18 protein-coding genes are annotated in these 24,840 nt (G+C 62.8%); 5 read left to right on the top strand and 13 right to left on the bottom strand.

Annotation, left to right across the window (positions count from 1 at the left end; translation table 11 throughout):
- Positions 1 to 88: 88 nt before the first annotated feature.
- The 5 genes from ACFSNN_RS13620 to ACFSNN_RS13640 form a co-directional block, all read right to left on the bottom strand.
- The gene (locus ACFSNN_RS13620; RefSeq protein WP_134457152.1) at positions 89 to 1,081 is read right to left on the bottom strand and encodes a Tim44 domain-containing protein; all 993 of its coding nucleotides are present in this window, start codon (positions 1,079 to 1,081) and stop codon (positions 89 to 91) included.
- A 38-nt stretch (positions 1,082 to 1,119) separates the two neighbouring features.
- On the bottom strand, positions 1,120 to 1,851 hold the full coding sequence (ubiE, locus tag ACFSNN_RS13625) for a bifunctional demethylmenaquinone methyltransferase/2-methoxy-6-polyprenyl-1,4-benzoquinol methylase UbiE (RefSeq protein ID WP_134457153.1): 732 nt from the start codon (positions 1,849 to 1,851) through the stop codon (positions 1,120 to 1,122).
- Between the two features lie 67 nt (positions 1,852 to 1,918).
- Positions 1,919 to 2,332, bottom strand: coding sequence for a gamma-butyrobetaine hydroxylase family protein (locus ACFSNN_RS13630; RefSeq protein ID WP_134457154.1), 414 nt, complete (start codon positions 2,330 to 2,332; stop codon positions 1,919 to 1,921).
- A gap of 84 nt (positions 2,333 to 2,416) precedes the next feature.
- Complete coding sequence (locus tag ACFSNN_RS13635; protein ID WP_134457155.1) at positions 2,417 to 2,845, bottom strand: HIT family protein; 429 nt, start codon at positions 2,843 to 2,845, stop codon at positions 2,417 to 2,419.
- Between the two features lie 34 nt (positions 2,846 to 2,879).
- Entirely contained in the window at positions 2,880 to 6,974 is a 4,095-nt protein-coding gene (locus ACFSNN_RS13640) for a DUF3683 domain-containing protein (RefSeq protein ID WP_134457156.1), read from the bottom strand.
- 462 nt (positions 6,975 to 7,436) lie between these two features.
- Here ACFSNN_RS13640 and ilvA point away from each other — a divergent pair, with 462 nt between their 5' ends.
- The 3 genes from ilvA to queF are packed head-to-tail and all read left to right on the top strand — an operon-like array spanning position 7,437 to position 10,767.
- Positions 7,437 to 9,002, top strand: coding sequence for a threonine ammonia-lyase, biosynthetic (gene ilvA, locus ACFSNN_RS13645; RefSeq protein WP_279631150.1), 1,566 nt, complete (start codon positions 7,437 to 7,439; stop codon positions 9,000 to 9,002).
- Between the two features lie 41 nt (positions 9,003 to 9,043).
- On the top strand, positions 9,044 to 9,946 hold the full coding sequence (locus ACFSNN_RS13650) for a 5'-nucleotidase (protein ID WP_012431706.1): 903 nt from the start codon (positions 9,044 to 9,046) through the stop codon (positions 9,944 to 9,946).
- Entirely contained in the window at positions 9,943 to 10,767 is an 825-nt protein-coding gene (gene queF, locus ACFSNN_RS13655) for an NADPH-dependent 7-cyano-7-deazaguanine reductase QueF (protein ID WP_134457158.1), read from the top strand. Before ACFSNN_RS13650 ends, queF begins: the two co-directional genes overlap by 4 nt.
- Positions 10,768 to 10,841: 74 nt before the next feature.
- Here queF and ACFSNN_RS13660 read toward each other — a convergent pair whose 3' ends face one another.
- The 3 genes from ACFSNN_RS13660 to ACFSNN_RS13670 all read right to left on the bottom strand — a co-directional run bounded on the left by ACFSNN_RS13660 (position 10,842) and on the right by ACFSNN_RS13670 (position 13,698).
- A complete protein-coding gene (locus ACFSNN_RS13660; protein ID WP_007179354.1) occupies positions 10,842 to 11,228 on the bottom strand; it encodes a RidA family protein in 387 nt (128 codons plus the stop codon).
- A 94-nt stretch (positions 11,229 to 11,322) separates the two neighbouring features.
- Positions 11,323 to 12,804: an N-acyl-D-amino-acid deacylase family protein gene (locus tag ACFSNN_RS13665; RefSeq protein ID WP_134457159.1), complete on the bottom strand. Its 1,482-nt coding sequence runs from the start codon at positions 12,802 to 12,804 to the stop codon at positions 11,323 to 11,325.
- A 3-nt stretch (positions 12,805 to 12,807) separates the two neighbouring features.
- Positions 12,808 to 13,698 (bottom strand): MurR/RpiR family transcriptional regulator, encoded by an 891-nt coding sequence (locus ACFSNN_RS13670; protein WP_134457160.1) that lies wholly within the window; start codon positions 13,696 to 13,698, stop codon positions 12,808 to 12,810.
- A gap of 159 nt (positions 13,699 to 13,857) precedes the next feature.
- Here ACFSNN_RS13670 and ACFSNN_RS13675 point away from each other — a divergent pair, with 159 nt between their 5' ends.
- Entirely contained in the window at positions 13,858 to 15,135 is a 1,278-nt protein-coding gene (locus ACFSNN_RS13675) for an amino acid deaminase (RefSeq protein WP_134457161.1), read from the top strand.
- 126 nt (positions 15,136 to 15,261) lie between these two features.
- Here the strand turns inward: ACFSNN_RS13675 and ACFSNN_RS13680 are convergent, their stop codons facing one another.
- A complete protein-coding gene (locus tag ACFSNN_RS13680) occupies positions 15,262 to 15,771 on the bottom strand; it encodes a MarR family winged helix-turn-helix transcriptional regulator (protein WP_134457162.1) in 510 nt (169 codons plus the stop codon).
- A 31-nt stretch (positions 15,772 to 15,802) separates the two neighbouring features.
- Positions 15,803 to 17,398, bottom strand: coding sequence for an MDR family MFS transporter (locus ACFSNN_RS13685; protein WP_134457163.1), 1,596 nt, complete (start codon positions 17,396 to 17,398; stop codon positions 15,803 to 15,805).
- Positions 17,399 to 17,536: 138 nt separating this feature from the next.
- Between ACFSNN_RS13685 and ACFSNN_RS13690 the strand changes: the two genes are divergently transcribed.
- Positions 17,537 to 18,379: an EcsC family protein gene (locus ACFSNN_RS13690; RefSeq protein ID WP_134459020.1), complete on the top strand. Its 843-nt coding sequence runs from the start codon at positions 17,537 to 17,539 to the stop codon at positions 18,377 to 18,379.
- Here the strand turns inward: ACFSNN_RS13690 and ACFSNN_RS13695 are convergent.
- From ACFSNN_RS13695 to ACFSNN_RS13705, 3 genes are all read right to left on the bottom strand, one after another.
- Entirely contained in the window at positions 18,349 to 19,305 is a 957-nt protein-coding gene (locus tag ACFSNN_RS13695) for an alpha/beta hydrolase (RefSeq protein WP_134457164.1), read from the bottom strand. The genes ACFSNN_RS13690 and ACFSNN_RS13695 overlap by 31 nt on opposite strands.
- 117 nt (positions 19,306 to 19,422) lie before the next feature.
- A complete protein-coding gene (locus ACFSNN_RS13700) occupies positions 19,423 to 19,857 on the bottom strand; it encodes a CHRD domain-containing protein (protein ID WP_134457165.1) in 435 nt (144 codons plus the stop codon).
- Positions 19,858 to 20,353: 496 nt separating this feature from the next.
- Positions 20,354 to 24,796, bottom strand: a complete 4,443-nt coding sequence (locus ACFSNN_RS13705) for an ATP-binding protein (protein WP_244322852.1) — start codon at positions 24,794 to 24,796, stop codon at positions 20,354 to 20,356.
- Positions 24,797 to 24,840 lie beyond the last annotated feature (44 nt).

Below are 24,840 nucleotides of genomic sequence, written 5' to 3' on the forward strand. Positions count from 1 at the left end.
TTCGCGGCCTGCTATGCCGAACGGCCAACGTACGGTGCGAATTCAGAAGGCGCTGCTGTGTTGCGCGGCCCCTGTCGCACCGCCCGCCTCAGTGCTGCGCCACCTGCTGGATGCCGGCCAGCAGCCAGCCTTCGCCGGGACGGTTCGCCTTGGACAGGTTCCAGACTTCGACGAACGGCTCCGCCGCCGCGCCCGGCGCCTCGCGAATCAAGCCCGAGAAGCGGACGCTGGCGAAATATTCGTTCGCGCGCTCCTCCACGCCCAGCAGTTCGGCGTTGAGTTGCACCACGTCCGTCTGATTCGTCTCGGCGCCGCGCGAAGACAGATCGACCTTCACCTCGGCGAACATCTCCGGCGTGGTGAATTCGCGGATGTCTTCGGTGTTGCCGACGTCCCATGCGGCTTGCAGACGCACGAAGTAGACCTTGGCGTTGCGCAGGAACGCCTCCGAGTCGAAGCCGGCCGGCACCACGGGCGCGGCGTTGATGGTCGGCGTGTTCAGCGGGTTGCCTTGCGGTTCGAGATACGAGCCGGTGGGCGGCGCGCTATAACGCGGTTCCTGCGAGTAGCCCGTGCCGCCCGAGTTGAGCGACGGCGAACTGCCCGCGTACGCCGGTTGCGCCGAGTCACGCTTGCGGCCCATGAAGCGGCGGATCAGCCAGATGCCGATCATGGCGATGATCGCGATCACGATGATATTGGCCATGGCGCCGGCGAACGCGCCGCCCAGACCAAAGTGCGACAGCAACGCAGCGATGCCGAGACCGGCCGCCAGACCGGCGATCGGCCCGAGCCAGCGCGACCGGTTAGGCTGCGCGGCGGGCGTCGGCGCGGGCGCCGGAGCCGGTTGCGCGCGCTGCTGCATGGCCTGATTGCTTTGGGAGGGTTGCGACGGCGCGGACTGCTGCGTGACGCTATTCGCCTGACGGCCGATGCTGCGGCCACCGCCCATGCGGCGAGCTTCCGCATCGAGCGAAGCGAGCGAGCCGGCCATGATCAGACCGACCACCGCGATCAGTCCGATTCTTCTCACCAGCGACCGCCCAACCTTACGGGGAGATAACACACCTGAATCGGACATTTTCGTACTTTCCTTTAAAAATCGATGGGTTAGGGACGCTAGTATTTGGTCCCCACATGTAAAGCTACCACGCCAGCTGACAAATTGTAATATTTGACGCCGTCCAGGCCCGCTTGTTCCATCATTGTTTTCAAAGTTTCCTGGTCCGGATGCATCCGGATCGATTCCGCGAGGTATTGATAGCTCTCGGCATCTTTCGCAAAGCGTTCGCCCAACCACGGCAACACCTTAAAAGAATAGACGTCGTAGACCTTCTTGAGCGGATCCCACACCTTTGAAAATTCCAGCACCAGCAGACGCCCCGCCGGTTTCAGCACGCGCCGCATTTCCGCCAGCGCCACATCTTTGTGCGTCATGTTGCGCAAGCCGAATGCCACCGTGACCACGTCGAAGTAGTTGTCCGGAAAGGGGATTTTCTCGGCGTCGCAAAGCAGCGCCGGCGTGATCACGCCCTTGTCCAGCAGACGGTCGCGGCCCACGCGCAGCATCGATTCGTTGATGTCGGTGTGCCAGACTTCACCGGTATCGCCCGCCTGCCTGGCGAACGCCTTCGACAGATCGCCCGTGCCACCCGCAATGTCGAGCACCTTGTAGCCCGGCCGCACGTTGGCCTGGGCGATCGTGAACATCTTCCACGCGCGGTGCAACCCGCCCGACATCAGGTCGTTCATCAAGTCGTAGTTGGCGGCAACCGAGTGGAACACGCCCGCCACCTTCTGCGCCTTGTCCTGTTCGTCGACCGATTGAAAGCCGAAGTGGGTTTTGCTCATCGCGCTCGTCCTTTCGCGTATTCTGAAATGTTGCGCCGCATCAGCGCGGCGTTCGGGGCGAATCGTATCAGTGACAGTGCCCGTGCGCAGCGCCGGCTTGAACCATCGGCGTATCGCGGTCGACGCCGACCGCCTGAAGTTTGGCGAGATAGTCGCGCCAGAGTTCATCCTGGCGCACGGCCATGTCGTGCAGCAGGTCCCACGAATAAATGCCGGTGGCGTGTCCATCCGAGAAAGTCGGCTGCAGCGCGTAGTTGCCGACGCCTTCGATCATCGTGATCGTTACTTCGCGTTTGCCCGTCTGCAACGTTTCCTGGCCGGGCCCGTGGCCCATCACTTCCGCCGATGGCGAATACACGCGCAGCAGTTCGAACGGCAGTCGATAAGATTCGCCGTTTGCGTACTGCAATTCGAGCACACGCGATTTGGAATGCACGACCACGCCGGTCGGCACCGGAGTATTGGGAGTCAGTCCACTCATGTTGACCTCATAGAGAACGCCGCCTCAATTCTTCTTGCCCATCGCGGGCCTGGCGCGGATGCGCCGGGTTCGCGAGATTCAAGCTCAAGCCAGCGCCTGTTCGATTTCCTGCCGCAACGCTTCGCGCAGCAAGGTGGCTTGCGCGCGGCGCGACGACAGCATGGCTTCGGACACCGTGCGCTGGCGCGGCGCCCAGATGGGCAAAGGGAAATGAGCGTCGTTCGAAAAACGCGGAATCACATGCCAGTGCACGTGCGGTACCTGGTTGCCGAGGCTCGCCAGGTTGACCTTGGCCGGGACTAGGATGCGCCGGATCGCGCGCTCGACCGCGTACACGGCCTTCATCACGCGATCGCGGTCGTGTCCGTCGAGGTCGGAAAACTCGGCCACATGCTCGTTCCAGATGACCCGGCAGAAGCCCGGGTAATCGTGTTCATCGGCGAGGACAACACGCAAGGTGTCGTCGTGCCACAGCACATCGCCGCCATCTTCACGGCAAAAAACGCAATCCATCGTCGTCCTCAGGCAAAAATCGTCAGTCGTGCCATTAAACCAGCACGCGCTCGATTCCGCCATTGTTCGCACGCTGCACGTAGTCGACCATCCAGTCTTCACCGAGCACGTGACGTGCCATCTCGACGACGATGTAGTCCGCCTCGATGCTCGCGTCTTCGTTGTAGCGCGACAAACCTTGCAGGCAAGACGGGCAGCTCGTGAGGATCTTCACGTCGGTCGCGCCCTTCGGCTGCGGGCCGTCACCGGCCTTGAGCACCGACCCTTCAAGCGCACCCGCCGAACCGGCCGATGCGTTGGCCGGGTTGATGCCGTTCGCGCCCGCTTCGGCCACCAAAGGAATGCCACGCAGCTTCGCCGCGCCCTTGCGGATTTCCTCTTCCTTGCGGAAGCGGACTTGCGTCGAAATATCCGGACGCGTGACCGCGAGTGTGCCGGATTCGCCACAGCAGCGATCGTTCTTCTCGATCTTGTAGCCGTCTTTCTCCGAGCCCATCAACTGATTGACGAGCTTGACCGGGTCCATCGTCTTGATCGGCGTGTGGCAAGGGTCGTGGTACATGTAGCGCACGCCGTTCACGCCGTCGAGCTTCATGCCTTTCTCCAGCAGAAACTCGTGGATGTCGATGATCCGGCAGCCCGGGAAGATCTTCTCGAATTCGTAACCGGCGAGCTGGTCGTAGCACGTGCCGCACGACACCACCACGGTTTTGATGTCGAGGTAGTTCAGCGTATTGGCGACGCGATGGAACAGCACGCGGTTATCCGTGACGATCTGCTCGGCTTTGTCGAACTGGCCGGAACCGCGCTGCGGATAGCCGCAGCACAGATAGCCCGGCGGAAGCACGGTCTGCACGCCCGCTTCCCACAGCATGGCCTGCGTGGCGAGACCGACCTGCGAAAAGAGGCGCTCAGAGCCGCAGCCCGGGAAGTAGAACACCGCTTCCGTGTCGGCGGTGGTCGTCTTCGGATTGCGGATGATCGGGACGATCTTGTTGTCCTCGATATCCAGCAAAGCGCGCGCGGTTTTCTTCGGCAGATTGCCCGGCATCTTCTTGTTCATGAAGTGGATCACCTGCTGCGTGACCGGCGGTTTGCCGACGGTCGCCGGCGGGTGTGCCGTCTGCTTCTTCGTGAACTTCTTCAGCACTTCATTGCCGAGACGCTGCGCCTTGTAGCCGACGCCCATCATCGCAGTGCGCGCAAGATTGATGGTCTGCGGATTGGTGGCGTTAAGGAAGAACATGCCGGCCGCGTTGCCCGGATTGAACTTCTTCTTGCCCATCTTGCGCAACAGGTTGCGCATGTTCATGGTCACGTCGCCGAAGTCGATCTTCACCGGGCACGGCGTCACGCATTTGTGACAGACGGTGCAGTGATCCGCGACGTCGTTGAATTCGTCCCAATGCTTGATCGACACGCCGCGGCGCGTCTGCTCTTCGTACAGGAACGCCTCCACCAGCAGCGAGGTGGCGAGAATCTTGTTGCGCGGGCTGTACAGCAGGTTCGCGCGCGGCACGTGAGTCGCGCACACCGGCTTACACTTGCCGCAGCGCAAGCAATCCTTGATGGACTCGGAAATCGCGCCGATGTCGCTCTGCTGCATGATCAGCGATTCATAACCCATCAGCCCGAACGACGGCGTGTAGGCATTGCGCAGATCGGCGCCTTCGAGCAGCTTGCCCGCGTTGAAGCGGCCATGCGGATCGACGCGCTGCTTGTACGCGCGGAATTCGGCGATTTCGTCGTCGGTCAGGAATTCGAGCTTGGTGATGCCGATGCCGTGCTCGCCGGAAATCACGCCGTCGAGCGAACGCGCCAGCTTCATGATGCGCGCGACCGCCGTGTGGGCGTCCTGCAGCATCTCGTAATTGTCGGAGTTGACCGGCAGGTTGGTGTGGACGTTGCCGTCGCCCGCGTGCATGTGCAGCGCGACGAACACGCGGCCACGCAGCACCTGCTTGTGGATCGCCTGGGCTTCGTCGAGGATCGGCTTGAACTCGCCGCCGTTGAAAATCTGCCGCAGTTCGGCGCGGATTTCCTGCTTCCACGACACGCGGATCGTGCGGTCCTGCGTGACGTGAAATACGTTGGCGTCGGGCTGCGCGTCCACGCGGTCGGCGAATTTTTCCGCCATCGCTTCGTAGCCGAGGCCGACCAGATAGTGCTGCGCTTCACGCAGCGAGAGATCGAGCTTGTCGCGCAGGAATTCCCAGCGCGTGCGCACGCGCTTGAGCAGGTCGAGCGCCTGTTGCACGCGGTCTTCGAGCAACTCGGCGCTCGGGATTTCGTTGGCGTCGTCGCTCTTGCCGAGCGGCAGCTTGCCGCCCTTGAAGAACGCTTCGAGCGCGTCGACCAGTTGCAGTTTGTTCTTGATCGACAGCTCGATGTTGATGCGCTCAATCCCGTCCGTGTACTCGCCCATGCGGTCGAGCGGAATCACCACGTCTTCGTTGATCTTGAACGCGTTGGTGTGCTTGGCGATCGCCGCCGTGCGGCTGCGGTCGAGCCAGAAACGCTTGCGCGCCTCGGCATTGACCGCGACGAAGCCTTCGCCGCTCTTGCCGTTGGCCATGCGCACCACTTCGGACGTGGCTTGCGCGACTGCATCCGCGTCGTCGCCGACGATATCGCCGATCAGCACCATCTTCGGAAACGCGTTGCGCTTGCTCTTGGTCGCGTAGCCGACTGCGCGCAAATAGCGCTCGTCCAGATGCTCGAGGCCGGCGAGAATGGCGCCGCCCTGCTTCGACGTTTCGAACAGGTAATCCTTGATTTCGACGATGCTCGGAATCGCGTCGCGCGCCTGGCCGAAGAATTCTAGGCAGACGGTGCGCGTGTGCGCCGGCATCTTGTGCAGCACCCAGCGCGCCGACGTGATGAGCCCGTCGCAGCCTTCTTTCTGCACGCCCGGCAGACCGGCGAGGAATTTGTCCGTGACGTCCTTGCCGAGGCCTTCCTTGCGGAACACGCGACCCTTGATGTCGAGCGCTTCCGTGCGCATGAGCTTTTCGCCCGGCGCGTAGTTGCCGTCGAACCAGTCGAGCCGGAAACGCGCGACTTCGATGTCGTGAATCTTGCCCATGTTGTGGTCGAGACGCGTGACTTCGAGCCAGTTGCCTTCCGGATCGACCATGCGCCACCAGGCCAGATTGTCGAGCGCCGTGCCCCACAACACGGCCTTCTTGCCGCCCGCGTTCATCGCGACGTTACCGCCCACGCAGGAAGCGTCGAGCGAGGTCGGATCGACGGCGAACACGAAACCGGCCTGCTCCGCCGCTTCGGTCACGCGGCGCGTGACCACGCCCGCGCCCGAGAAAATGGTCGCGACTTTGCGATCGACGCCCGGCAATTCGGTCATTTCAACCGCGCCGAGCTGTTCGAGCTTCTCCGTGTTGATAACGGCCGAGAACGGCGTGAGCGGCACCGCGCCGCCCGTGTAGCCCGTGCCGCCTCCGCGCGGAATCACGGTCAGACCGAGCTCGAAACACGCCTTGATCATGCCGGCGATCTCGGCTTCGGTATCCGGGGTGAGCACCACGAACGGGTATTCGACGCGCCAGTCGGTCGCGTCCGTCACGTGCGAGACGCGCGACAAACCGTCGAACTTGATGTTGTCTTTTTCCGTGACCTTGCCCAGCACCTTGGTCGCGCGCTTGCGCAGATCGTAAGTTTTCTGGAACTCGCTGGCGAATTCGTCGACGGCGCGGCGCGCGGCCTGCACCAGCGTTTCGACACGCGCGGCGCGGTCGACGCCCGCTTCATCCCCGTGTTCGGTCAGATCGGCGCGACGGCGCTTCTCGATTTCGCTCAAACGGTGATGCAGCGCCTCGATCAGCATCGCCCGGCGTTTCGGGTTGTCGAGCAGGTCGTCCTGCAGATACGGATTGCGGCGTACCACCCAGATATCGCCGAGCACTTCGTACAGCATGCGTGCCGAGCGGCCGGTGCGGCGTTCCGCGCGCAACTCTGCCAGCACGGCCCAAGCTTCGTCGCCGAGCAGGCGGATGACGATTTCGCGATCGGAAAACGACGTGTAGTTGTAGGGAATTTCGCGCAAACGCGCTTCTGGATCGGCAGCCACCGTAGCGGCGGCTCCGTGCGGATCGAAAACTTGAGGTGCGTTCATGTTTGGACGACTCGGTAGGTCAACCGGGCGAGCTCATCGATGAGGCGTCGGCTGACGGCGCGCGTGGCGCGCAATGCTGGAAATCTTCTAGGGGAGCGAAGCTCGACCGACGGCCAAACCCACACCGGTCGCTTCGCGGCGCTCAGATATAGCTACACGATCGTGCGTGGCGGACGTGACGCTCTGCCGCGGGACAACACTCACGCGGGGCGGGCATCAAGTGGGCGATCCGAGGCTGCCAGTGCATCTTCCGATCCTTATTCCAAAATGGAATTCTACCGCATGATCCCGCCGCGCGTTGACGGCTGAAGTCGGAACAGCGGCGGGGATTTGGGCACTTTCGTGGCGAATCGTAAGGTGGCGCCTTCATGCCGAAATGACCAACCGAACGGTCGGGCGGCGCCGTAAGGCCCTGCTTCAGTGCTTATGCCGAGGGCCTGAGCCTCCACCGTTGGCGCTATCATTGACCCTTTCCCGTCTCATCGAGCGCTCCGCGCCACCCGCATGGCTTCCCACGACTACCTGAAAAAAACCCTCACCGCACGCGTCTACGACGTGGCCCGCGAGACCGAACTCGAACGCGCGCCGAATCTGTCGGCACGTCTGCGCAATCCGGTGTATCTGAAGCGCGAGGACAACCAGCCGGTGTTCTCGTTCAAGGTGCGCGGCGCGTACAACAAGATGGCCCATATTCCTGCTGAAGCGTTGGAACGTGGCGTGATTACGGCGTCGGCGGGTAATCATGCGCAGGGCGTGGCCTTGTCGGCGGCGCGTATGGGCGTGAAGGCCATCATCGTGGTGCCGGTCACGACTCCGCAAGTGAAGGTCGACGCGGTGCGCGCGCACGGCGGCCCGACCGTCGAAGTGGTGCAGTTCGGCGAGTCGTATAGCGATGCTTACGGTCACGCGGTAAAGCTGCAGGAAGAGCGCGGCCTGACCTTCGTGCATCCGTTCGACGATCCGTATGTGATCGCCGGCCAGGGTACGGTCGCGATGGAGATTCTCAGCCAGCACCAGGGGCCGATTCACGCGATCTTCGTGCCGATCGGCGGCGGTGGACTGGCGGCGGGCGTGGCTGCGTACGTGAAATCGGTGCGCCCCGAGATCAAGGTGATCGGCGTGCAGACCGACGATTCGTGCGCGATGGCGGCATCACTGAAAGCCGGCGAGCGGGTCACGTTGAACGAGGTCGGTCTGTTCTCGGACGGCACGGCGGTGAAGCTCGTCGGCGAAGAAACCTTCCGCCTGTGCAGCGAATATCTCGACGACGTGCTGCTCGTGAACACCGACGCGCTCTGCGCCGCGATCAAGGATGTCTTCCAGGACACCCGCAGCGTGCTGGAGCCCGCGGGCTCTCTGGCCGTGGCCGGCGCCAAGCAGTATGCCGAGCGCGAAGGCATCGAGAACCAGACGCTGATCGCGATCACGTCGGGCGCGAACATGAACTTCGACCGCATGCGCTTCGTGGCCGAGCGCGCCGAAGTCGGCGAAGCGCGCGAAGCGGTGTTCGCCGTGACGATCCCCGAAGAGCGCGGCAGTTTCCGGCGCTTCTGCGAACTGGTCGGCACACGCAGCGTCACCGAATTCAACTACCGTATTGCGGATGCGAACTCCGCCCATATTTTCGTGGGCGTGCAGATCAGGAATCGCAGCGAGTCCGCGCAGATCGCGGGCGCGTTTGAAGCGCACGGCTTCGCCGCTGTCGATCTCACGTTCGACGAACTCTCCAAGCAGCACATCCGCTACATGGTCGGCGGGCGCTCGCCGTTGGCACACGACGAACGTCTGTTCCGCTTCGAGTTTCCCGAGCGGCCGGGCGCGCTGATGAAATTCCTCTCGTCGATGGCGCCGAACTGGAATATCAGCCTGTTCCACTATCGCAACCAGGGCGCGGACTACAGCTCGATTCTGGTCGGCATCCAGGTGCCGGACAGCGAGAACGCGGCGTTCAACAAGTTTCTTGCCACGCTCGGCTATCCGAACTGGGAAGAGACGCAGAATCCGGTGTATCGACTGTTCCTCGCTTGATTAGCTTGATTAGCTTGATTACTCAGGACTGAAACGCGCAGATGGCTCTTTCGCTCGTCGACAAACTGGTGGTGGCAATCTCGTCGCGCGCGCTGTTCGACTTCGAGGAAGAGAACCGCGTGTACGAGGAAGGCGATCTGCAAGCCTATGAAGCGTTGCAGCGCGACCGCCTGACCGTGCCCGCCAAACCGGGCGTGGCGTTTCCGCTGATCCGCAAGCTGCTGGCCTTGAACACCGGCGGCCATCGCGTCGAAGTGGTGATCCTCTCGCGCAGCGATCCGATCAGCGGACTGCGCGCGTTCCATTCGTGCCGCGAGCACGGGCTCGCCATCGAGCGCGGCGTGTTCACGCGTGGACGCGCGCCGTTCGGCTATCTGAAGCCCTTGAACGCGTCGCTGTTTCTGTCCGCGAATCAGCAGGACGTGCGCGACGCGCTGGCCGCCGGATTTCCCGCCGCGCGCGTCTTGCCGGAATCGGCGAAAATGGCGAGCAAGTATCCGGACGAAATCCGCATCGCCTTCGACGGCGATGCCGTGCTGTTTTCCGACGAAGCCGAGCGCGTGTTCCAGAAGGATGGCCTGCGCGCCTTTGTCGGCCACGAGATTCACAACAAGGATCTGCCGCTCGCGGACGGTCCATTGAAGCCGTTGCTCGAAGCGCTGCACCGGCTGCAAAAACTCGCGGACGAAGCCGCGCCCATGCATATTCGTACGGCATTGGTCACGGCGCGTTCGGCGCCCGCGCACGAACGCGCGATCCGCACCTTGATGGCGTGGAACATCGAAATCGACGAAGCGATGTTCCTCGGCGGCCTCGACAAGAGCGCATTTTTGCGCGAGTTCGAGCCGGACTTTTTCTTCGACGACCAAATTGGCCACTGCGAATCGGCCCGCGTCGTGACGGCGACGGGGCACGTGCTGAGTGGCATCGTGAACGCATCATGACACCCGAACAATCACCGCTGGGTAAGGCCTCCGCTTACACCGAACAATACGACGCGTCGCTGCTGTTTCCGATCGCGCGAAAAAATGCGCGCGAGGCGATCGGCATCGGCGCGCAATTGCCGTTCTTCGGCACGGACATCTGGAATGCGTATGAGTTGTCGTGGCTGAATGCGCGCGGCAAGCCGCAGATCGCGGTGGCCACGTTCTTCGTGCCGGCGGATTCGCCGAATATCGTCGAATCGAAGTCGTTCAAGCTGTATCTCGGCTCGTTCGCGCAGACCGCGTTCGAGTCGACTGAAGCAGTTCGCGACATCATCAAACGCGATGTGTCCGCGTCGTGCGGCGCAAGCGTGTCCGTTCATCTGGCCGCGCCGTATGAGTTCGGCAAATTGCAGATGGAAGAGTTTGAAGGTTTGTCGCTGGATCGGCTGGATCTGGATACGGATGTTTATCATCCCGATGCCTCATTGCTGACGGCTGCGCTTGATGAAGCGCCCGTCGAGGAAACGTTGGTCTCCAACCTGCTGAAGTCGAATTGCCCGGTCACGGGGCAGCCGGATTGGGGCAGCGTGCAGATTCACTACGTCGGCCCGCAGATCGATCACGCAGGCTTGCTGCGCTACATCATCTCGTATCGGAATCACACCGGTTTTCACGAGCAGTGTGTCGAGAAGATTTTTCTCGATGTGCTGAAGGCATGCAAGCCGGTGAAGCTCGCCGTGTATGCGCGTTACACGCGACGCGGTGGGTTGGACATCAATCCGTTCCGCACGAATTACAACTTGCCGATGCCCGACAATATGCGGTTGGCGCGGCAATAATCAGCGGGTTGTTCGCCGCGGCAATATGATCGCGAATCTGCGGCGAACGAAACCGGCTAAATCTTCATTCAGGGTTAAGCCGTGGGCTTCTTATAAGCCACACAATCCACTTCAACCCGGCAATCGATCACCATCGAAGAAACGACACACGCGCGCGCCGGCGGATTTTCGCCGAAGTACTCGCGGAACACCTTGTTGAACGACGCGAAGTCACGCGGATCATCCAGCCACACGCCGCAGCGGACCACATGTTCCGCGCCATAGCCGGCTTCCTTCAGGATCGCGAACACGTTCTGAATCGCCTTATGCGATTGCTCGACGATGCCGCCGTTGATCACTTCGCCGTTTTCCATCGGCGTCTGTCCGGACACGAACAACCAGCCGTCCGCTTCGACTGCGCGCGCAAACGGCATGTGCTGACCGCCCGTTCCCTTCCCGCCTTCAACACCATATCGCTTCATCATCACACTCCTTAAAAAGTCCGGCGCGCGTTCAGCAGAATCGCCGAGCGCGCCGCAATCGATCACTCAATTAATCAATCGGTCGAAAAAACAATCAGAACGCGCCGTGCGCATCGCCCTTCGACGCCGCGCCGCGCGCCACGAAGTGACCCGCGCGTTCGCCCGTCACTTCACCATTGCGATACGTCAACACGCCGTTCACCCACACCGCGTCGATGCCGTCGGCGGCTTGTTGCGGGTTCTCGAACGTCGCCACGTCGCGCACCTTGGCCGGGTCGAATAAAACCAGATCGGCGTGGTAACCGATATGCACCTCGCCACGCTGCGTGAGTCCATAGCGACGCGCCGACAAACTGGTCATCTTGCGCACCGCTTCTTCGAGCGGCAGCAAGCCCGCGTCGCGCGCATAGTGGCCGAGCACGCGCGGAAACGCGCCCCACAAGCGCGGATGCGGCAGCGGATCGTTCGGCAATCCATCCGAGCCGACCATGGTCGCGGGATGCGAAAGAATGCGCCGCACGTCGTCTTCGGACATGTTGTGATACACCGCGCCCGCCGGTTGCAGGCGCTTGCCGGCTTCCTGCTGCGAAACGCCCCACTCCGCCGCAATCTCTTTCACGAGCTTGCCCGCCATCTCCGGATGCGGCTCCGACCACGTGATCGTGATGTCGATATCGCCCGTCACCTGCTTTACATCGAGCGTCGACGAACTGCGGTTGTACGGATAGCAATCGCAACCGATCGGCTGCAGGCGGCTCGCGCCTTCGAGCGACTTCAGCACTTCTTCGCTGCGTCCCCAGTTCGACGGACCCGCGCATTTCAGATGCGAAATCACCACCGGCACGTGCGCGTGACGGCCCACGCGGTACGCCTCGTCCATGGCGTCGAGAATTGCGTCGAATTCGGTGCGCATGTGCGTGGTGTACAACGCGCCGGCCGCGGCGAGCGGTTCGGCCAGCGCCATCACTTCTTCGGTCGGCGCCGAGAATGCCGAGCCGTATGCGAGACCGGAGCTCAGACCCAACGCACCGTTGGCCAACGCTTCTTCGAGTTGCGCGCGCATGCCGTCGATTTCCTGCGGCGTCGCCGCGCGGTCGAGCCGGTCCATCTGGTTGCTGCGCAACGCCGTATGGCCGATCAGCGCGCCGACATTTACCGCCGGCCGCGCCGCGTTCACCGCTTCGACATACGCGGCGAAGGTCGGATACTGGAATGCGTCGCGCTCGCCGAGCAGATTCATCGGATCAGGCGGGTCGCCTTTGAGCGCAACCGGCGACGCGCTGATGCCGCAATTGCCCACGATCACCGTCGTCACGCCTTGCGTGATCTTCGGCAGCATTTGCGGCGAGCGGATCACGTGCGTGTCGTCGTGCGTGTGAACGTCGATGAAACCCGGCGCCAACGCGCGGCCTTCGGCCTCGATCACTTCTTCGGCGAGCCAGTTCGACAGATTGCCGATCGCGACGATGCGGCCGTCGCGAACCGCGACATCGCGTTCGACGGGCGGCGCGCCCGTGCCGTCATACAGTTGCGCGCCGACGATCAGCGTATCGGCGGCTTCGGGATGCGAGTGCATGGATCAGTCTCCTAACGGTTGTCGATCACCGCCGCCGCGGTGCGTGTCGAGTGCATGCTTCATGCGGCGCAGCAATTCGCGGCTCTCGTCACCCTGACTGACGGCAAGTTCGGTGACGAGCACATCGAGCGCCATCATCATCGCGTAACGCGATGACGACGGCTTGTAAATGAAATCGGTCTCAAAGGCGACGATCGGAATCACCCAATCGGCGAGCCGCGCGAGCGGCGAAGCCGGCGCGGTCAGCGCGATCACGGTCGCTCCATAGCTGCGCGCGATCTTGCAGTTCTCGACCATCTCCGGCACGCGCCCGGTAGTAGAGAGCGCGATCACCACGCATTCGCGCGACACGGTGCTGGCCACCATGCGTTGCAGCAGGCCGTCCTGATAGGTCGCGACAGGCCGGCCGAGGCGCACGAGCCGGAAGCGCATCTCGTCGGCGAGCGCGGTCGAGCCGCCGCCCATGCCGAACACGTAGATCATGCGCGCGCCGCGCAAGGCGGCGGCCGCAACGCCCAGCGGCGCCTGACGCAGCAATTGGTGGTTATGCGCCAACGCTGTCTGCAATTCATCGAACACGCGAGTCGCGATCGGCTCGGGCGCGTCGCTCTGGCCGCCGGCCTGCAGGAAGCGCTGACCCACGGCGGCGGCCTGCGCGAGCCGCAGTTTCAACTCACGCACGTCGCGGCAGCCCACCGCCTTGGCAAAGCGCGTCACGGTCGCGACGCTCACGCCGGCCTGCTGTGCAAGCGCGCCGATGCTGGCGCGCGAGGCGCCCGTCAGGTCGTCGAGAATCAGCGCGGCGACCTTGCGTTCGGCCGAGCGCAGTTCCGGCGCGCATTCGGCAATGCGCGCGACGATGTCGAAAGCCAGCGGTTCGGCGGTTAGATTCATTGCGGACTGTGGGAGGCTACGCAAAGGCCGAGCAGGGCCTCAACCTCGCGCCTTGGCTCAAGCCGTGGTACTAAATAACATTTCTCCATGCATCGTACTTTCGGTAACATGGTAAAGTCAACTTTGATTCAATTTAACTGGACGATGGAGCAAGGAGACATGAAAGTTACAAACTATCAGGGCGCAACGATTGATCCTCATAGCAAGGGCTTGGGCATGGTTCCGGGCACCAGCATTCAACTCACGGATGCCAAGCGCCTCGAGTGGAACCTGCTGAACGAAGACGTGAGCCTGCCGGCCGCCGTGCTGTACGCGGACCGGGTGGAGCACAACCTCAAGTGGATGCAGGCATTCGTCGCGGAATACGGCGTCAAACTCGCGCCGCACGGCAAGACGACAATGGCGCCGCAACTGTTTCGCCGTCAGCTCGAAAACGGCGCGTGGGGCATCACGCTCGCCACCGCGCATCAGGTGCGCGCGGCTTATCACGGCGGCGTCTCGCGTATTCTCATGGCCAACCAGCTGGTCGGCCGTCACAACATGATGATGGTCGCCGAGTTGCTGAGCGATCCGGATTTCGAATTCTTCTGTCTCGTCGATTCGGTCGAAGGCGTCGAGCAGTTGGGCGAGTTTTTCAAGTCGGTGAACAAGCAGTTGCAGGTGCTGCTCGAACTCGGCGTGCCGGGCGGCCGCACTGGCGTGCGCGACGCAGCGCAGCGCAATGCCGTGCTCGATGCAATTGCACGTTATCCCGACACGCTGAAGCTCGCCGGCGTCGAACTGTATGAAGGCGTGCTCAAGGAGGAACACGAAGTGCGCGAGTTCCTGCAAAGCGCGGTTGCGGTTACGCGCGAACTCGTCGAGCAGGGCCGTTTTGCGCGTACGCCGGCGGTGTTGTCAGGCGCTGGCTCGGCCTGGTACGACGTGGTCGCGGAAGAATTCGTGAAGGCGTCGGAAACCGGCAAGGTCGAGGTTGTGCTGCGCCCCGGCTGCTATCTGACACACGACGTTGGCATCTATCGCAAAGCGCAGACGGACATTTTCGCGCGCAATCCGGTCGCCAAGAAAATGGGCGAAGGGCTGCTTCCCGCGCTGCAATTGTGGGCGTATGTGCAGTCGATTCCCGAGCCGGATCGCGCGATCATCGGTCTCGGCAAGCGCGATTCCGCGTTTGACGCCGGCATGCCGGAACCGGCGCGCCACCATCGTCCGGGCAACGAAGCCCCGCGCGATATCGCTGCAGGTGAAGGCTGGGAGATTTTTGGTTTGATGGATCAGCATGCGTATCTGCGGATTCCGGCAGGCGCTGACCTGAAAGTGGGCGACATGATTGCGTTCGACATCTCGCATCCGTGTCTTACGTTCGACAAGTGGCGTCAGGTGTTGGTGGTCGATCCGGCTTATCGCGTCACGGAAGTGATCGAAACGTTCTTCTGATGTGGCTGCTCGCGAAGGGCGCGTTCTCAGGCAACGAGACGCGCCTTTCGTGGTGTCGCGGAGCGCGTGATTTTTCGCGCCGCCGCGCCGAACCAATATGTTTAATCGCGCCGTCCTTCTGGTAAATCAAGGCGTACGTGGTGCTTCACTCCCCACTGTCTCGAGCGTCTGAGCGGCAGCCTCGCCTGGCCCCGCTGCATTCGCCGTCGCCGCGACTTCGACGATCCTCGCCTCGAGCATCTTCAACGCACCCGACAGCGCGTTCAGCGCCTCGTCCGGCAGCACGGCGATCGTGTCGTGCAAAAACGCATTGCGGCGCGGCAAGCTGGCTTGAGTCGCCGACTGCCCCGCTTCCGTCAGGCGCACATTGGTCACGCGGTTGTCGCGCGTGTCCATGCTGCGAGCAATCCAGCCCAAACCTTCCAGCGTTTTCAGCTGCCGGGTCAGCGCGCCCGGATCGACGCGCAGGCGCTCCACCAGCCGCTTCTGCGACGACTCGCCGCCCTGGTCGTGCAGCGCGAGCAGAATGCGCCAGCGCGGCAATGGATGGCCGACATGCGCCTCGAAAGCCGACATGAACGCCCGATATGTGCGGCCGAATTGCTGCATGACGGCGACGCGGTCCTGTTCTTCCATGATCTGTCAGTAAAACGGTAAGTCTAAAAAATCAGTCCGCGTGAATCACGGGCTCGAGCTTGCGTTGGAGCTTGATCGGCGGCACCCTGCGGCTCTGCCACACCGACACCACGGCGATGATCGCCGCCATGGCAAGCCCCAGATGAATCGCTGAGACGAGCGCTTCGCGCGCGGTCTCGAGCAGCATCGCGCCGTTATGGCCCGCGTGCGTCAGCTGACTGAGCAAAGTAGTTTGCGCGTCGCGATTGATGAGGATTTGCGGGTCGCCGAGGTCCGCGAACCATTGCGACGCGTGATCGTTGTCCAGCGCGCTGCGCACGCCGCTCGCGTACATATGGCTGACCAGCGTGCCGGTCAGCGCCGTGCCGATCATGCCGCCGATCATCCGCAACGACTGCAGCAGCGCAGTTGCAATACCGAGGTGTTCGCGGCCGGCGGTTTGCTGCGCGAAGATCGTCAGGTTCGGCATGACGAAACCGAGTCCCAATCCGCCGACGATCATGAACGACATCAAAAGCCACTGCGGCATGGCGCGCGTTGCAACGACCACGCCGAGGCACGCGAGCGCGAGCAGCGTAAAGCCGATATACAGCATCAGATTCGGATTGCGCACGCGCGAGACGATGCGCCCGTTGGCGATGCTGCCGATCGTGATGAACACGACCAGCGGCGTGATGACGAGACCCGCTTCTTTCGGCGACATGCCGAAGCCGCCCTGGAACAGCAACGGTGCATAGAACAGCAACGAGAACATCGAAAAGCCGCCCAGCACGGCGAGCGTGAAGAGCGCGGCGAGGCTGCGGTTGCGGAACATGTCGACCGGCAGGATCGCCGTCGGGCAACGCTTTTCCCATTGCCACAACGCGTAAGCCGACGCGACGCTCAGCACCAGCAACGCGGTCGCGCCCAAGGTCACGCCATGCTTCGGCAGCAACTCGACGAACAGCTGCAGCGAACCGAGCGCCACGGCGATCAGCACGGCACCGGGCCAATCGAGGCGCATCTTGCCTTCGTGTTCGACATGACGCAGATGCGGCAGGAAGCGCCACACAAAAAACAGCGACAACAGGCCGACCGGCAGATTCACATAGAAAACCGAGCGCCAGCCGTAATACTGCGTGAGGAACCCGCCGAGCGACGGCCCCACCGCGTTCGCAATGCCGAACGCCGAGCTCATCAGCACTTGCCAGCGCAGACGCACGACCGAGTCGGGAAACAGATCGGGAATGCACGCAAACGCGGTGCCGACCAGCATGCCGCCGCCGATGCCTTGCAGGCCGCGCGCGAGCACGAGAAACAGCATGTTGTTGGCCATGCCGCACAACACCGAAGCCGCGGTGAACACGACGATCGACGCAATCACGAACGGCTTGCGCCCGTAATAATCGCCGAGCCGGCCGAAAATCGGCACGGTGATCACCGAGGTCAGCAGATACGACGTGGCGACCCACGCGTACAACTCGAAACCCTTGAGTTCAGCGACGATCGTGGGCAGCGCGGTGCCGACCACGGTCTGGTCGAGTGCGACCAGCATTGTGACGAAGGAGATACCGAGCATCGCCAGCAGCGATTCGCGGAACGGTAGAACTTGCCCACTCGAGTGGTGGGCCGCGGTATGGACAGCCATTTTTGATAGCGCAACAGTTGACACGTCAAACGATTGGGAATCATACCACGCCGCGACGCTCTAAGCGGGACAAGCCGCTGCGATTAGCCGCACGGCAATCGACGGAAAAACGAAATTCACATGACGCCAGGGAGGCACATGGAGCCGAGTTCGCTCGCAACACAATCGTTATCGGACGACGACCTGAGGGCGCTACGGCGCGCCAAACACGAACTGGAAAGCCCCGCGCTGGCAATGAAGCTGGCGAGCATCGTCGGCGCGCCGCTAGAGAAACTGCTCTCGCGCATGCCGGCGTTCGCCAACGAAAAAGTCACTGACGCGACGGAGTTGGCGCTACGCAAGTGCCTGGCGATCGCGCTGCGCACGCTCGGACGGCAGGACGGCGCGACGCCGCTGGTGGTGCCCGACAAGCCGAGCAACTTGCTGCACAAGTTTGCGGTGGCGACCACCGGCGCAGCCGGCGGCGCATTCGGACTGTTCGCGCTGCCCGTCGAACTCCCCGTCACGACCACGCTGATGTTCCGTTCGATCTGCGATATCGCGCGCAGCGAGGGCGAGGATCTGACGTCGATCGACACGCAGTTGCAATGTCTGACGGTGCTCGGCATGGGCGGCACGTCGAAAGCGGACGACGACGCCGACTTCGGCTACTTCATCATGCGCGGCGCGCTCGCGCAGGCGGTGTCGAAAGCGTCATCCGAAATCGCCACCAAGGGCTTCACCGCGCATGGTTCGGCAGCCTTGCTGCGCCTGCTCAACACGATCGCCGCACGTTTCTCCGTGCAGGTCAGCGAGCAGATCGCCGCAAAGTCGATTCCAGCGATCGGCGCGGTGCTCGGCGCGATGGTCAATACGGTGTTCATCGACCACTTCCAGCAAGTCGCGCACGGTCACTTCACCGTGCGTCGGCTGGAACGGCAATACGGCCAGGCGACGGTCGAGGCCGCCTATCAGACGATCGACATCGCGCTCGACGGCTGAGCGGCGCGACTCGTCACGCGCCGCACGAAGGCGGCGGCGCGATCGAGCGCGCGATTTGCCTCGGGGATGAACGGCGCGAAGATCGGCCAGACGTGCGGCATCTTGTTCCACACTTCGAGTTCGCAGTCGACGCCGGCCGCACGCGCGTTGTCGGCCACGCGCCGCGAGTCGTCGAGCAACACTTCCGTGCTGCCTGCCATGATGAAGAGCGGCGGCAAGCCGTGCAGGTCCGCATAGACCGGCGACGCGTAGGGATGCGTGGCTGGCGTGTCGGCGAGATAGATCTTCCCCGCGCGCTCGATCGCGGAGCCGCTGAACATGGGATCGAGATTGTCGTTGGTGCGGATGCTGGCGCCGGTCGCGGCCAGATCGGTCCACGGCGAGAACAGCAGGCCGCCTGCGGGCATGGGGTCGCCCGCGTCGCGCAGCGCCACCAGCGTGGCGAGCGCAAGACCACCGCCCGCCGAATCGCCCGCGATTACGATCGACTCCGGCGCGATGCCGTTGGCGATCAACTGACGGTAGGCCGCGGTCGCGTCGTCGAGCGCCGCCGGGAAACGATGCTCGGGCGCGAGACGGTAGTCGAGGGAAAAAACCGGTGCATCGGCGCGCGCCGCCAGACCGAACACGATCGAGCGATGGCTGCGCGGTGAACAGAAGTAGTAGCCGCCGCCGTGACAATACAGCACGGTCGGTCCGGCGTTTGCCGCTGGCACGCGGTCGGCGCGCTCGATCCACTCGCCGCGCAACGGTGCATCGTTCTGACTGTAAAGCTCACGCAGCCGCCAGCCGCCCGGTACTCGCGGCGACCAGGCGCGCCTGGCGGTCAGCGCGCGCGCCCTTTCGACATCGATGCGCGGCTTGAGGGTTTCCGGTCGAAACTGCCGGCGCAGAAACCAGCACGCGAGTGCGCTTTGCCAACTCATCGGGACACGCTCCTTCGATTGTGTCCTGTCATGTTACGTGCGTTCGCGGCTGCGTCGGTGGATAGCGGCTTCTAATCTTGAAAGCGCCCGCAGCGCCGAGTAAGGCTTTCCGCTCGCCTAGTTCGCCGGCAAAACCTGCCCGCGAATTTCCCCCATCGGGTTCTGCGCGGTATGAACGTTGAAGTACCATTGACCCGCCATCAGATCCGTCACCTGCTGCTCGGTCAGCGCCGCCGAGCCTTTGATCGGGCTGGCGAGCGCGCCCTTGTCGATCGGCACCTGAACCTTGGCGTTTTGTCCCACCGGCGCGGGTCCGTGGAAATGCGCGGCGGTTGCCGGGCCGCTCAAGCCTTCATAGGTGACCGTCCATTGCAGGGATTTCGTCGACGTGTCGAAGGTGGCGTCCAACATGCCGTGCCCGTGGCTCACGCGAGGCGGCACTTCACTGGAAGGCTCGAGATCCGCCTTCAGTGCCACCGTATCCGCGAAGGCGACGCCCGACGCCAACGCCCACAACACCACTGCAAGATTCAATTTTCCAAGCGCAATCATGGTCTTCTCCGGACTTGATGCACCGCCGCACCGACACTCGGCCGCGCGCGAAGCCACCACATACTAGTGCAAATCCGTCAAATCTGTTTGTGCTGGAGCGCGCGTGGCATCGCGCGTTTTTATAGTCAGACTTCGTTTAGGCAGTCGCCTTCAGCTGCGCTGAAAAGCGCGGCGAGTTTGTAGGTGTCCGTAGTGATTCCTTGGGCGCTTTAGACACACATACGTGCACGAAATATTGATCCGAACGCGTCCGGGTGACGTTTTAAGCGATTTCCTCAAACAGTTAATTGCGGATTTTGTAATGAATGAATCGCAATATCCCGGTTATGCTTCTGCCTGCGAGAAGTGACTCCTTCATCGAGGGAAGTCTCCAAATCTTTAACGCGGCTTCGGCCGCGTTTTTTTTCGTCTGTTTGGCCTGCTTGGCGTCTTTGTCGCACCCTGATCCACAGAGGCGCTAGCGCTTCGAACCGATCACATTCGCGGGAACGGTAGCCTATACGAGCAAGGCGGCCTGCTGTTCGATTCCGTCGAGCATGGCATTGCACTTGTCGATTAACAGCATCCCGTCGTCGCGCACACGTTCCGGCGGTTCGACGGTGATTTCACGCCGATAGTCTTCAAGTGCCTCGAGCAGCGGCGGATATTGCAGGACGCTCGCCGCCCCCGCCACGCGATGGAGCCACTCGCGCACACGTTCCACCTCGATACGTTCGGACTCCACGCGCTCGAGCAACGGCGACAACGACTGCACGTCCTCGCGCACGGACGACACGAACGAGTCGAGCAAAGCCTTGACGGTCGATTCGCTGCCCCACAGTTGAGTCATGTGCGCGAGGTCGACCGGCACGAACGGTTGCGCGCCGCCACGCACATCCGGCACGGCAACCGCCGGCGTGCTGACTGCTTCCGAAGGCGCGGCTTGCCACGCGCTGTCAGTGCCGAACCAACGGCTCAGATAATCACGCAGCGTGGCGAGCCGGGTCGGCTTCACGAGGCTATCGTCCATGCCCGCGTCGCGGCACAGATTCAGGTCTTCGGGCGCGGTGTTTGCCGTGATACCCAGAATGGGCAGGCGATAAGCGGCGTCCTGCTCACTTTCACGAATACGGCGCGTGAGTTCGTAACCGGATACGTTCGGCATGTGGCAATCCGTGATCAGACAGCCGTAACTCGTCTGTTCCAGCGCGGCCAGCGCCTCGGCGCCATCGTTCGCTACGTCGCAGGCAAAACCGAGCAAGGCGAGCTGATGACGGATCAATTCCTGATTGACCGGATGATCTTCTGCGACGAGGATCAGCCGCCCACTGGCAATGGCCCGCTCCCGATCCGGAGGCGAAGCGCCAAGTTCCGGCGTGCGCGCCATGCCCGCCGATCGGAGCCCCGCCGACGGCAGCCCCGTCATCGCAGCGGCGCATGCGGCGCCGAGGCCGCGCCACGAAATGGGATTGATGCTGACGCGCACGTTGTCGTCGAGAATGCGGTAACCCGTCGGCTTCGGCTTCTCGGTCAGACAGATGAATCGAGTGCGCGGCCGGATGTCCGCCGGCAAGATCACATCTTCATTCACGAACAGTAGATCGATTTCGGCGAGTGCAGCGCGATCGTGCAATTCCGGCGCATCAGGCACAACGTGGCGCAGCTTGAGTCCAAGCGCCTCACCAAAGTGCATCAGCGCCTGCGCGATGCGCGCGTCGCCGCATGCCACGAGTCCGCGTTTGCCGCGCAAGCCGTTGACCGAATAGCGCTCGGTCTCGACAGGCATGGCGAGCCGCACGGTCATGCGCGTGCCGCTACCCGGTTCGCTGCGCAACGTGAGCGAGCCGTTCATGAGATCGATCAGCTTGCGGCAGATCGTCAAACCGAGGCCCGTGCCGCCGAAACGGCGTGTGGTGGACGATTCCGCCTGCACGAACGGCTCGAACAGCTTGGCCTGCACTTCAGGCGCGATGCCGATGCCGGTGTCCTCGACAACCATTTCGAGCGTCTGAATGCCGTCGTCTTGCGCGACGACCGACACACACACGTCAACCTCGCCCTGCGGCGTGAATTTGATGGCATTGCCTAGCAGGTTGAAGAGAATCTGCCGCAGTCGGACACTGTCGCCGCGCAGGGTGGCGGCGACGTCGGGCCCGATATCCACGCGCACTTTCAGGCCCTTTTCATGGGCGCGGCCAGCCAGCAGACCGACAGCGTTGTCCACCAGTTCACGTATGTCGATGGATTCGGCCTCGATGGTCAGCCGCCCCGCTTCGATTTTCGAATAGTCGAGCAGGTCGTCGAGAATCTGCAGCAGCGCGCCCGCCGACTCATGGATCATACCCAGCATTTCGCCCTGGTCCGCGTTGAGCGGCGTGCGCTCGAGCACTTCCACGAGCCCGAGCACGCCGTTCATCGGCGTGCGGATTTCATGGCTCATCATGGCGAAGAAATCGTCTTTGGCACGCGAGGCCGCTTCGGCCAGGTCGCGCGCTCGCGCAAGCTCGTCGGAGCGCGCGTGCTCCACGCTGGCGTCCACCCAGTAACCGCTCCAGACGACGCTTCCATCCGATTCGCGGCGCGGTACCAGTTCGGTTCGCGCCCATTTGATGTCCTGATCGCCGGCGAAACGGAACTCCATGTTGACCGGAGTTTCGCTGTGCGCCGAGCGCTCGAGCTCAGCCAGCACGAACGCCCTATCCTCCTCGCACACGCGTTGGAAATCCACCTGATCGCTGACGTTCTGCGAACTGCCTCGCCCACCTAGCAGATGACGCGCGTCGCCGCTGATATACGGAAACGAATACGCTCCATCCGCCGTGCGACGCAGTTGAAACACGACGGCCGGCAGTGAGCGCGTCACGTCGAAGAGGCGCCGCTCGGTTTCGCGCGCACGCATTTCGGCGCGCCGGATATCGGTGATATCGACCATCGTGCCGAGCACGCAAGCCGGTTGCCCGTCACTGCCGCGACAGATCTGGATCCAGAAAAGGCCATGCCGCACGTTGCCCGCGCCGCGCTCGAACTGCAACTCCACCTGCGCAGTCTCGCCGCCGCTCAGCATCTCGCGGGTGATCTCCTCCAGGATACGGCTATTGGCTTCGCCCCACGTTTGCACCTGCGAGCTGGTTCGTCCGACGATCGCCTCGCGGCTCAATCCGCAGGCTTGCTCATAGGCTTCGTTGACTGCGAGATAACGGCCGTCGAGATCCTTGGCGACGAGCGGATAGGGCACCGTCTTCATCAAGGTTTCCTGGAAGTTCAGTTGCAGTTCCAGTTCCCGCTCCGTTTTCTTGCGCAGCCGGACTTCACGCTGCAGCAGCAGATAGGCACGCAGGGTGATCAGCAGCACGACGCAGACGCCGATCAGCACCGGCAGCAGACGCACCGCGGTCACGCTCCATGTACCTGCCGCCGGTGCATTGCCCGTGACCCACTTTTGCCGGATGCGCTGCTTTTCCGCCGGCGGCATGGCCAGCAATGCACGGTCGATCAACCCAGCGAGTGGGCTCAGGTCCGGGCGTACGGCAAAGTCGAGCGCGTCGGAATCGCCAACCGTGCCAAGGATTTTGAGGACGCCGCCGTACTGTTGCTTGAGCAGGATATCGGCGGCGGCCACGTTGCCCACCAGAACGTCCGCCTCGCCGGACTCAACCATCTTGAGCGCGTCGTCGAGACTGGGCGCGACCACGACGTGGTCCGCCGGAATTCGCTGGAATGCCAGCGTGAGCGACCCGGCGACATGCGACGAAACGACAATGCGGCGCGATGCGAAATCGTTCAGCGAGCGAGCCGCCGGTTCGTCCTCGCGCCCGACGAGCACCAGTGGGTAGCTCTCGTACGCGCTGGTGTGCCGCGCCTTCGTAAGGCGTGGATCGTGACTCGAAGCAGTGGCGAGGATCGCGAGTTCACCGCGCTGAAATGATTTGATCGCGGCGGGCCAGTCAGCCGTGCTGGCGCGATTGAACACGACGCCGAGCGTGCGGCTCAGATACGTCAGATAGTCGGCGGCAATGCCCGCGGGCCGGCCGGAACCGTCGACGTAACTGAAGGGTGCCCAGCTGTTATCGAACCCAACCTGCAACGGCGGCAGCGAATGAAGCCATGCCTGCTCTTGCGGCGTCAGCGCGAGACGCGGCGTGGCGGGCACAGGCTTCGCGTCGAAGTTGCCGGATAGCCAGCGCATGCGGATCGCCGCCTCGTCGGCCGGGTTCATCGACGCGAGCGCCCGATCGAGCTGGTCTCGCAACGCATTCTGGTTCCGAGGCACAGCGAAGCGCAAATTGGAAGTTTTGGTGTTCTCCTCGAAGGCCACTCGCAAGCCACGAAACTCGTCGGTGGACAATGCATATTGCACGGCAGCCGTGAAGCCGAGATAAACGTCGGCGTCGCCCCGGATCACGGCGGCGAGTGCGTCGCGCGTTGCAGGAAACGTGATGATCTGGGCGTGCGGGAAGCGCTCCCGCGTCACACGCTCGCTCGCAAAACCTTTTTCTAGCGCGATGCGCGCTCCCGCCAACTGGGCGGAATTCCCGTAACTGTTACTGTCCCGGCGCACCACGACCGACGAGGAAGAGCGGAAATAAGGCGCGGTAAAACTCAGGCACCGCTCGCGCTCGGGAGTGCGGGCAAGGCTCGTCAGCAGATCGACTTGTCCGGCGCAGGCCGCGGCAAGCAGTTGCGACAGGTCCGGGAACGCCTTGGCTTCGATCACCACGTTCGGCCCGACAATGGCGCGCAGATAGTCGGCGCTCATACCGGTGAGTTGACCGTCTTGCAGTGCGTCGAACGGCAGCCAGCTGTTAGCGAGAACGCCGACGGTCAGTTTCGCGGGAAAATTGGCGACAGCCTGAGTGTTCGAGCGATTGTCGAACGATTGGGCAACGGCTGTTGTTTGCGCGCCGACCAAAGAGAGCCATGCGAACAGACACAGCGAGATGCGTGCAAGCACACGCCTCATTGCAACGCCCAGCACGAAATTGACAGCAGACACGATGATGGCAC

The sequence above is a fragment of the Paraburkholderia dipogonis genome (assembly GCF_042680985.1).
Taxonomy (GTDB): Bacteria; Pseudomonadota; Gammaproteobacteria; order Burkholderiales; family Burkholderiaceae; genus Paraburkholderia; species Paraburkholderia phytofirmans.

What these genes read in the sequence shown, in the direction of transcription:
- ACFSNN_RS13620 (WP_134457152.1), bottom strand. Translation starts at nt 1,081, where the DNA reads ATGTCCGATTCAGGTGTGTTATCTCCCCGTAAGGTTGGGCGGTCGCTG.
- ubiE (WP_134457153.1), bottom strand. Translation starts at nt 1,851, where the DNA reads ATGAGCAAAACCCACTTCGGCTTTCAATCGGTCGACGAACAGGACAAG.
- ACFSNN_RS13630 (WP_134457154.1), bottom strand. Translation starts at nt 2,332, where the DNA reads ATGAGTGGACTGACTCCCAATACTCCGGTGCCGACCGGCGTGGTCGTG.
- ACFSNN_RS13635 (WP_134457155.1), bottom strand. Translation starts at nt 2,845, where the DNA reads ATGGATTGCGTTTTTTGCCGTGAAGATGGCGGCGATGTGCTGTGGCAC.
- ACFSNN_RS13640 (WP_134457156.1), bottom strand. Translation starts at nt 6,974, where the DNA reads ATGAACGCACCTCAAGTTTTCGATCCGCACGGAGCCGCCGCTACGGTG.
- ACFSNN_RS13650 (WP_012431706.1), top strand. Translation starts at nt 9,044, where the DNA reads ATGGCTCTTTCGCTCGTCGACAAACTGGTGGTGGCAATCTCGTCGCGC.
- queF (WP_134457158.1), top strand. Translation starts at nt 9,943, where the DNA reads ATGACACCCGAACAATCACCGCTGGGTAAGGCCTCCGCTTACACCGAA.
- ACFSNN_RS13660 (WP_007179354.1), bottom strand. Translation starts at nt 11,228, where the DNA reads ATGAAGCGATATGGTGTTGAAGGCGGGAAGGGAACGGGCGGTCAGCAC.
- ACFSNN_RS13665 (WP_134457159.1), bottom strand. Translation starts at nt 12,804, where the DNA reads ATGCACTCGCATCCCGAAGCCGCCGATACGCTGATCGTCGGCGCGCAA.
- ACFSNN_RS13670 (WP_134457160.1), bottom strand. Translation starts at nt 13,698, where the DNA reads ATGAATCTAACCGCCGAACCGCTGGCTTTCGACATCGTCGCGCGCATT.
- ACFSNN_RS13675 (WP_134457161.1), top strand. Translation starts at nt 13,858, where the DNA reads ATGAAAGTTACAAACTATCAGGGCGCAACGATTGATCCTCATAGCAAG.
- ACFSNN_RS13680 (WP_134457162.1), bottom strand. Translation starts at nt 15,771, where the DNA reads ATGGAAGAACAGGACCGCGTCGCCGTCATGCAGCAATTCGGCCGCACA.
- ACFSNN_RS13685 (WP_134457163.1), bottom strand. Translation starts at nt 17,398, where the DNA reads ATGGCTGTCCATACCGCGGCCCACCACTCGAGTGGGCAAGTTCTACCG.
- ACFSNN_RS13690 (WP_134459020.1), top strand. Translation starts at nt 17,537, where the DNA reads ATGGAGCCGAGTTCGCTCGCAACACAATCGTTATCGGACGACGACCTG.
- ACFSNN_RS13695 (WP_134457164.1), bottom strand. Translation starts at nt 19,305, where the DNA reads ATGAGTTGGCAAAGCGCACTCGCGTGCTGGTTTCTGCGCCGGCAGTTT.
- ACFSNN_RS13700 (WP_134457165.1), bottom strand. Translation starts at nt 19,857, where the DNA reads ATGATTGCGCTTGGAAAATTGAATCTTGCAGTGGTGTTGTGGGCGTTG.
- ACFSNN_RS13705 (WP_244322852.1), bottom strand. Translation starts at nt 24,796, where the DNA reads ATGAGGCGTGTGCTTGCACGCATCTCGCTGTGTCTGTTCGCATGGCTC.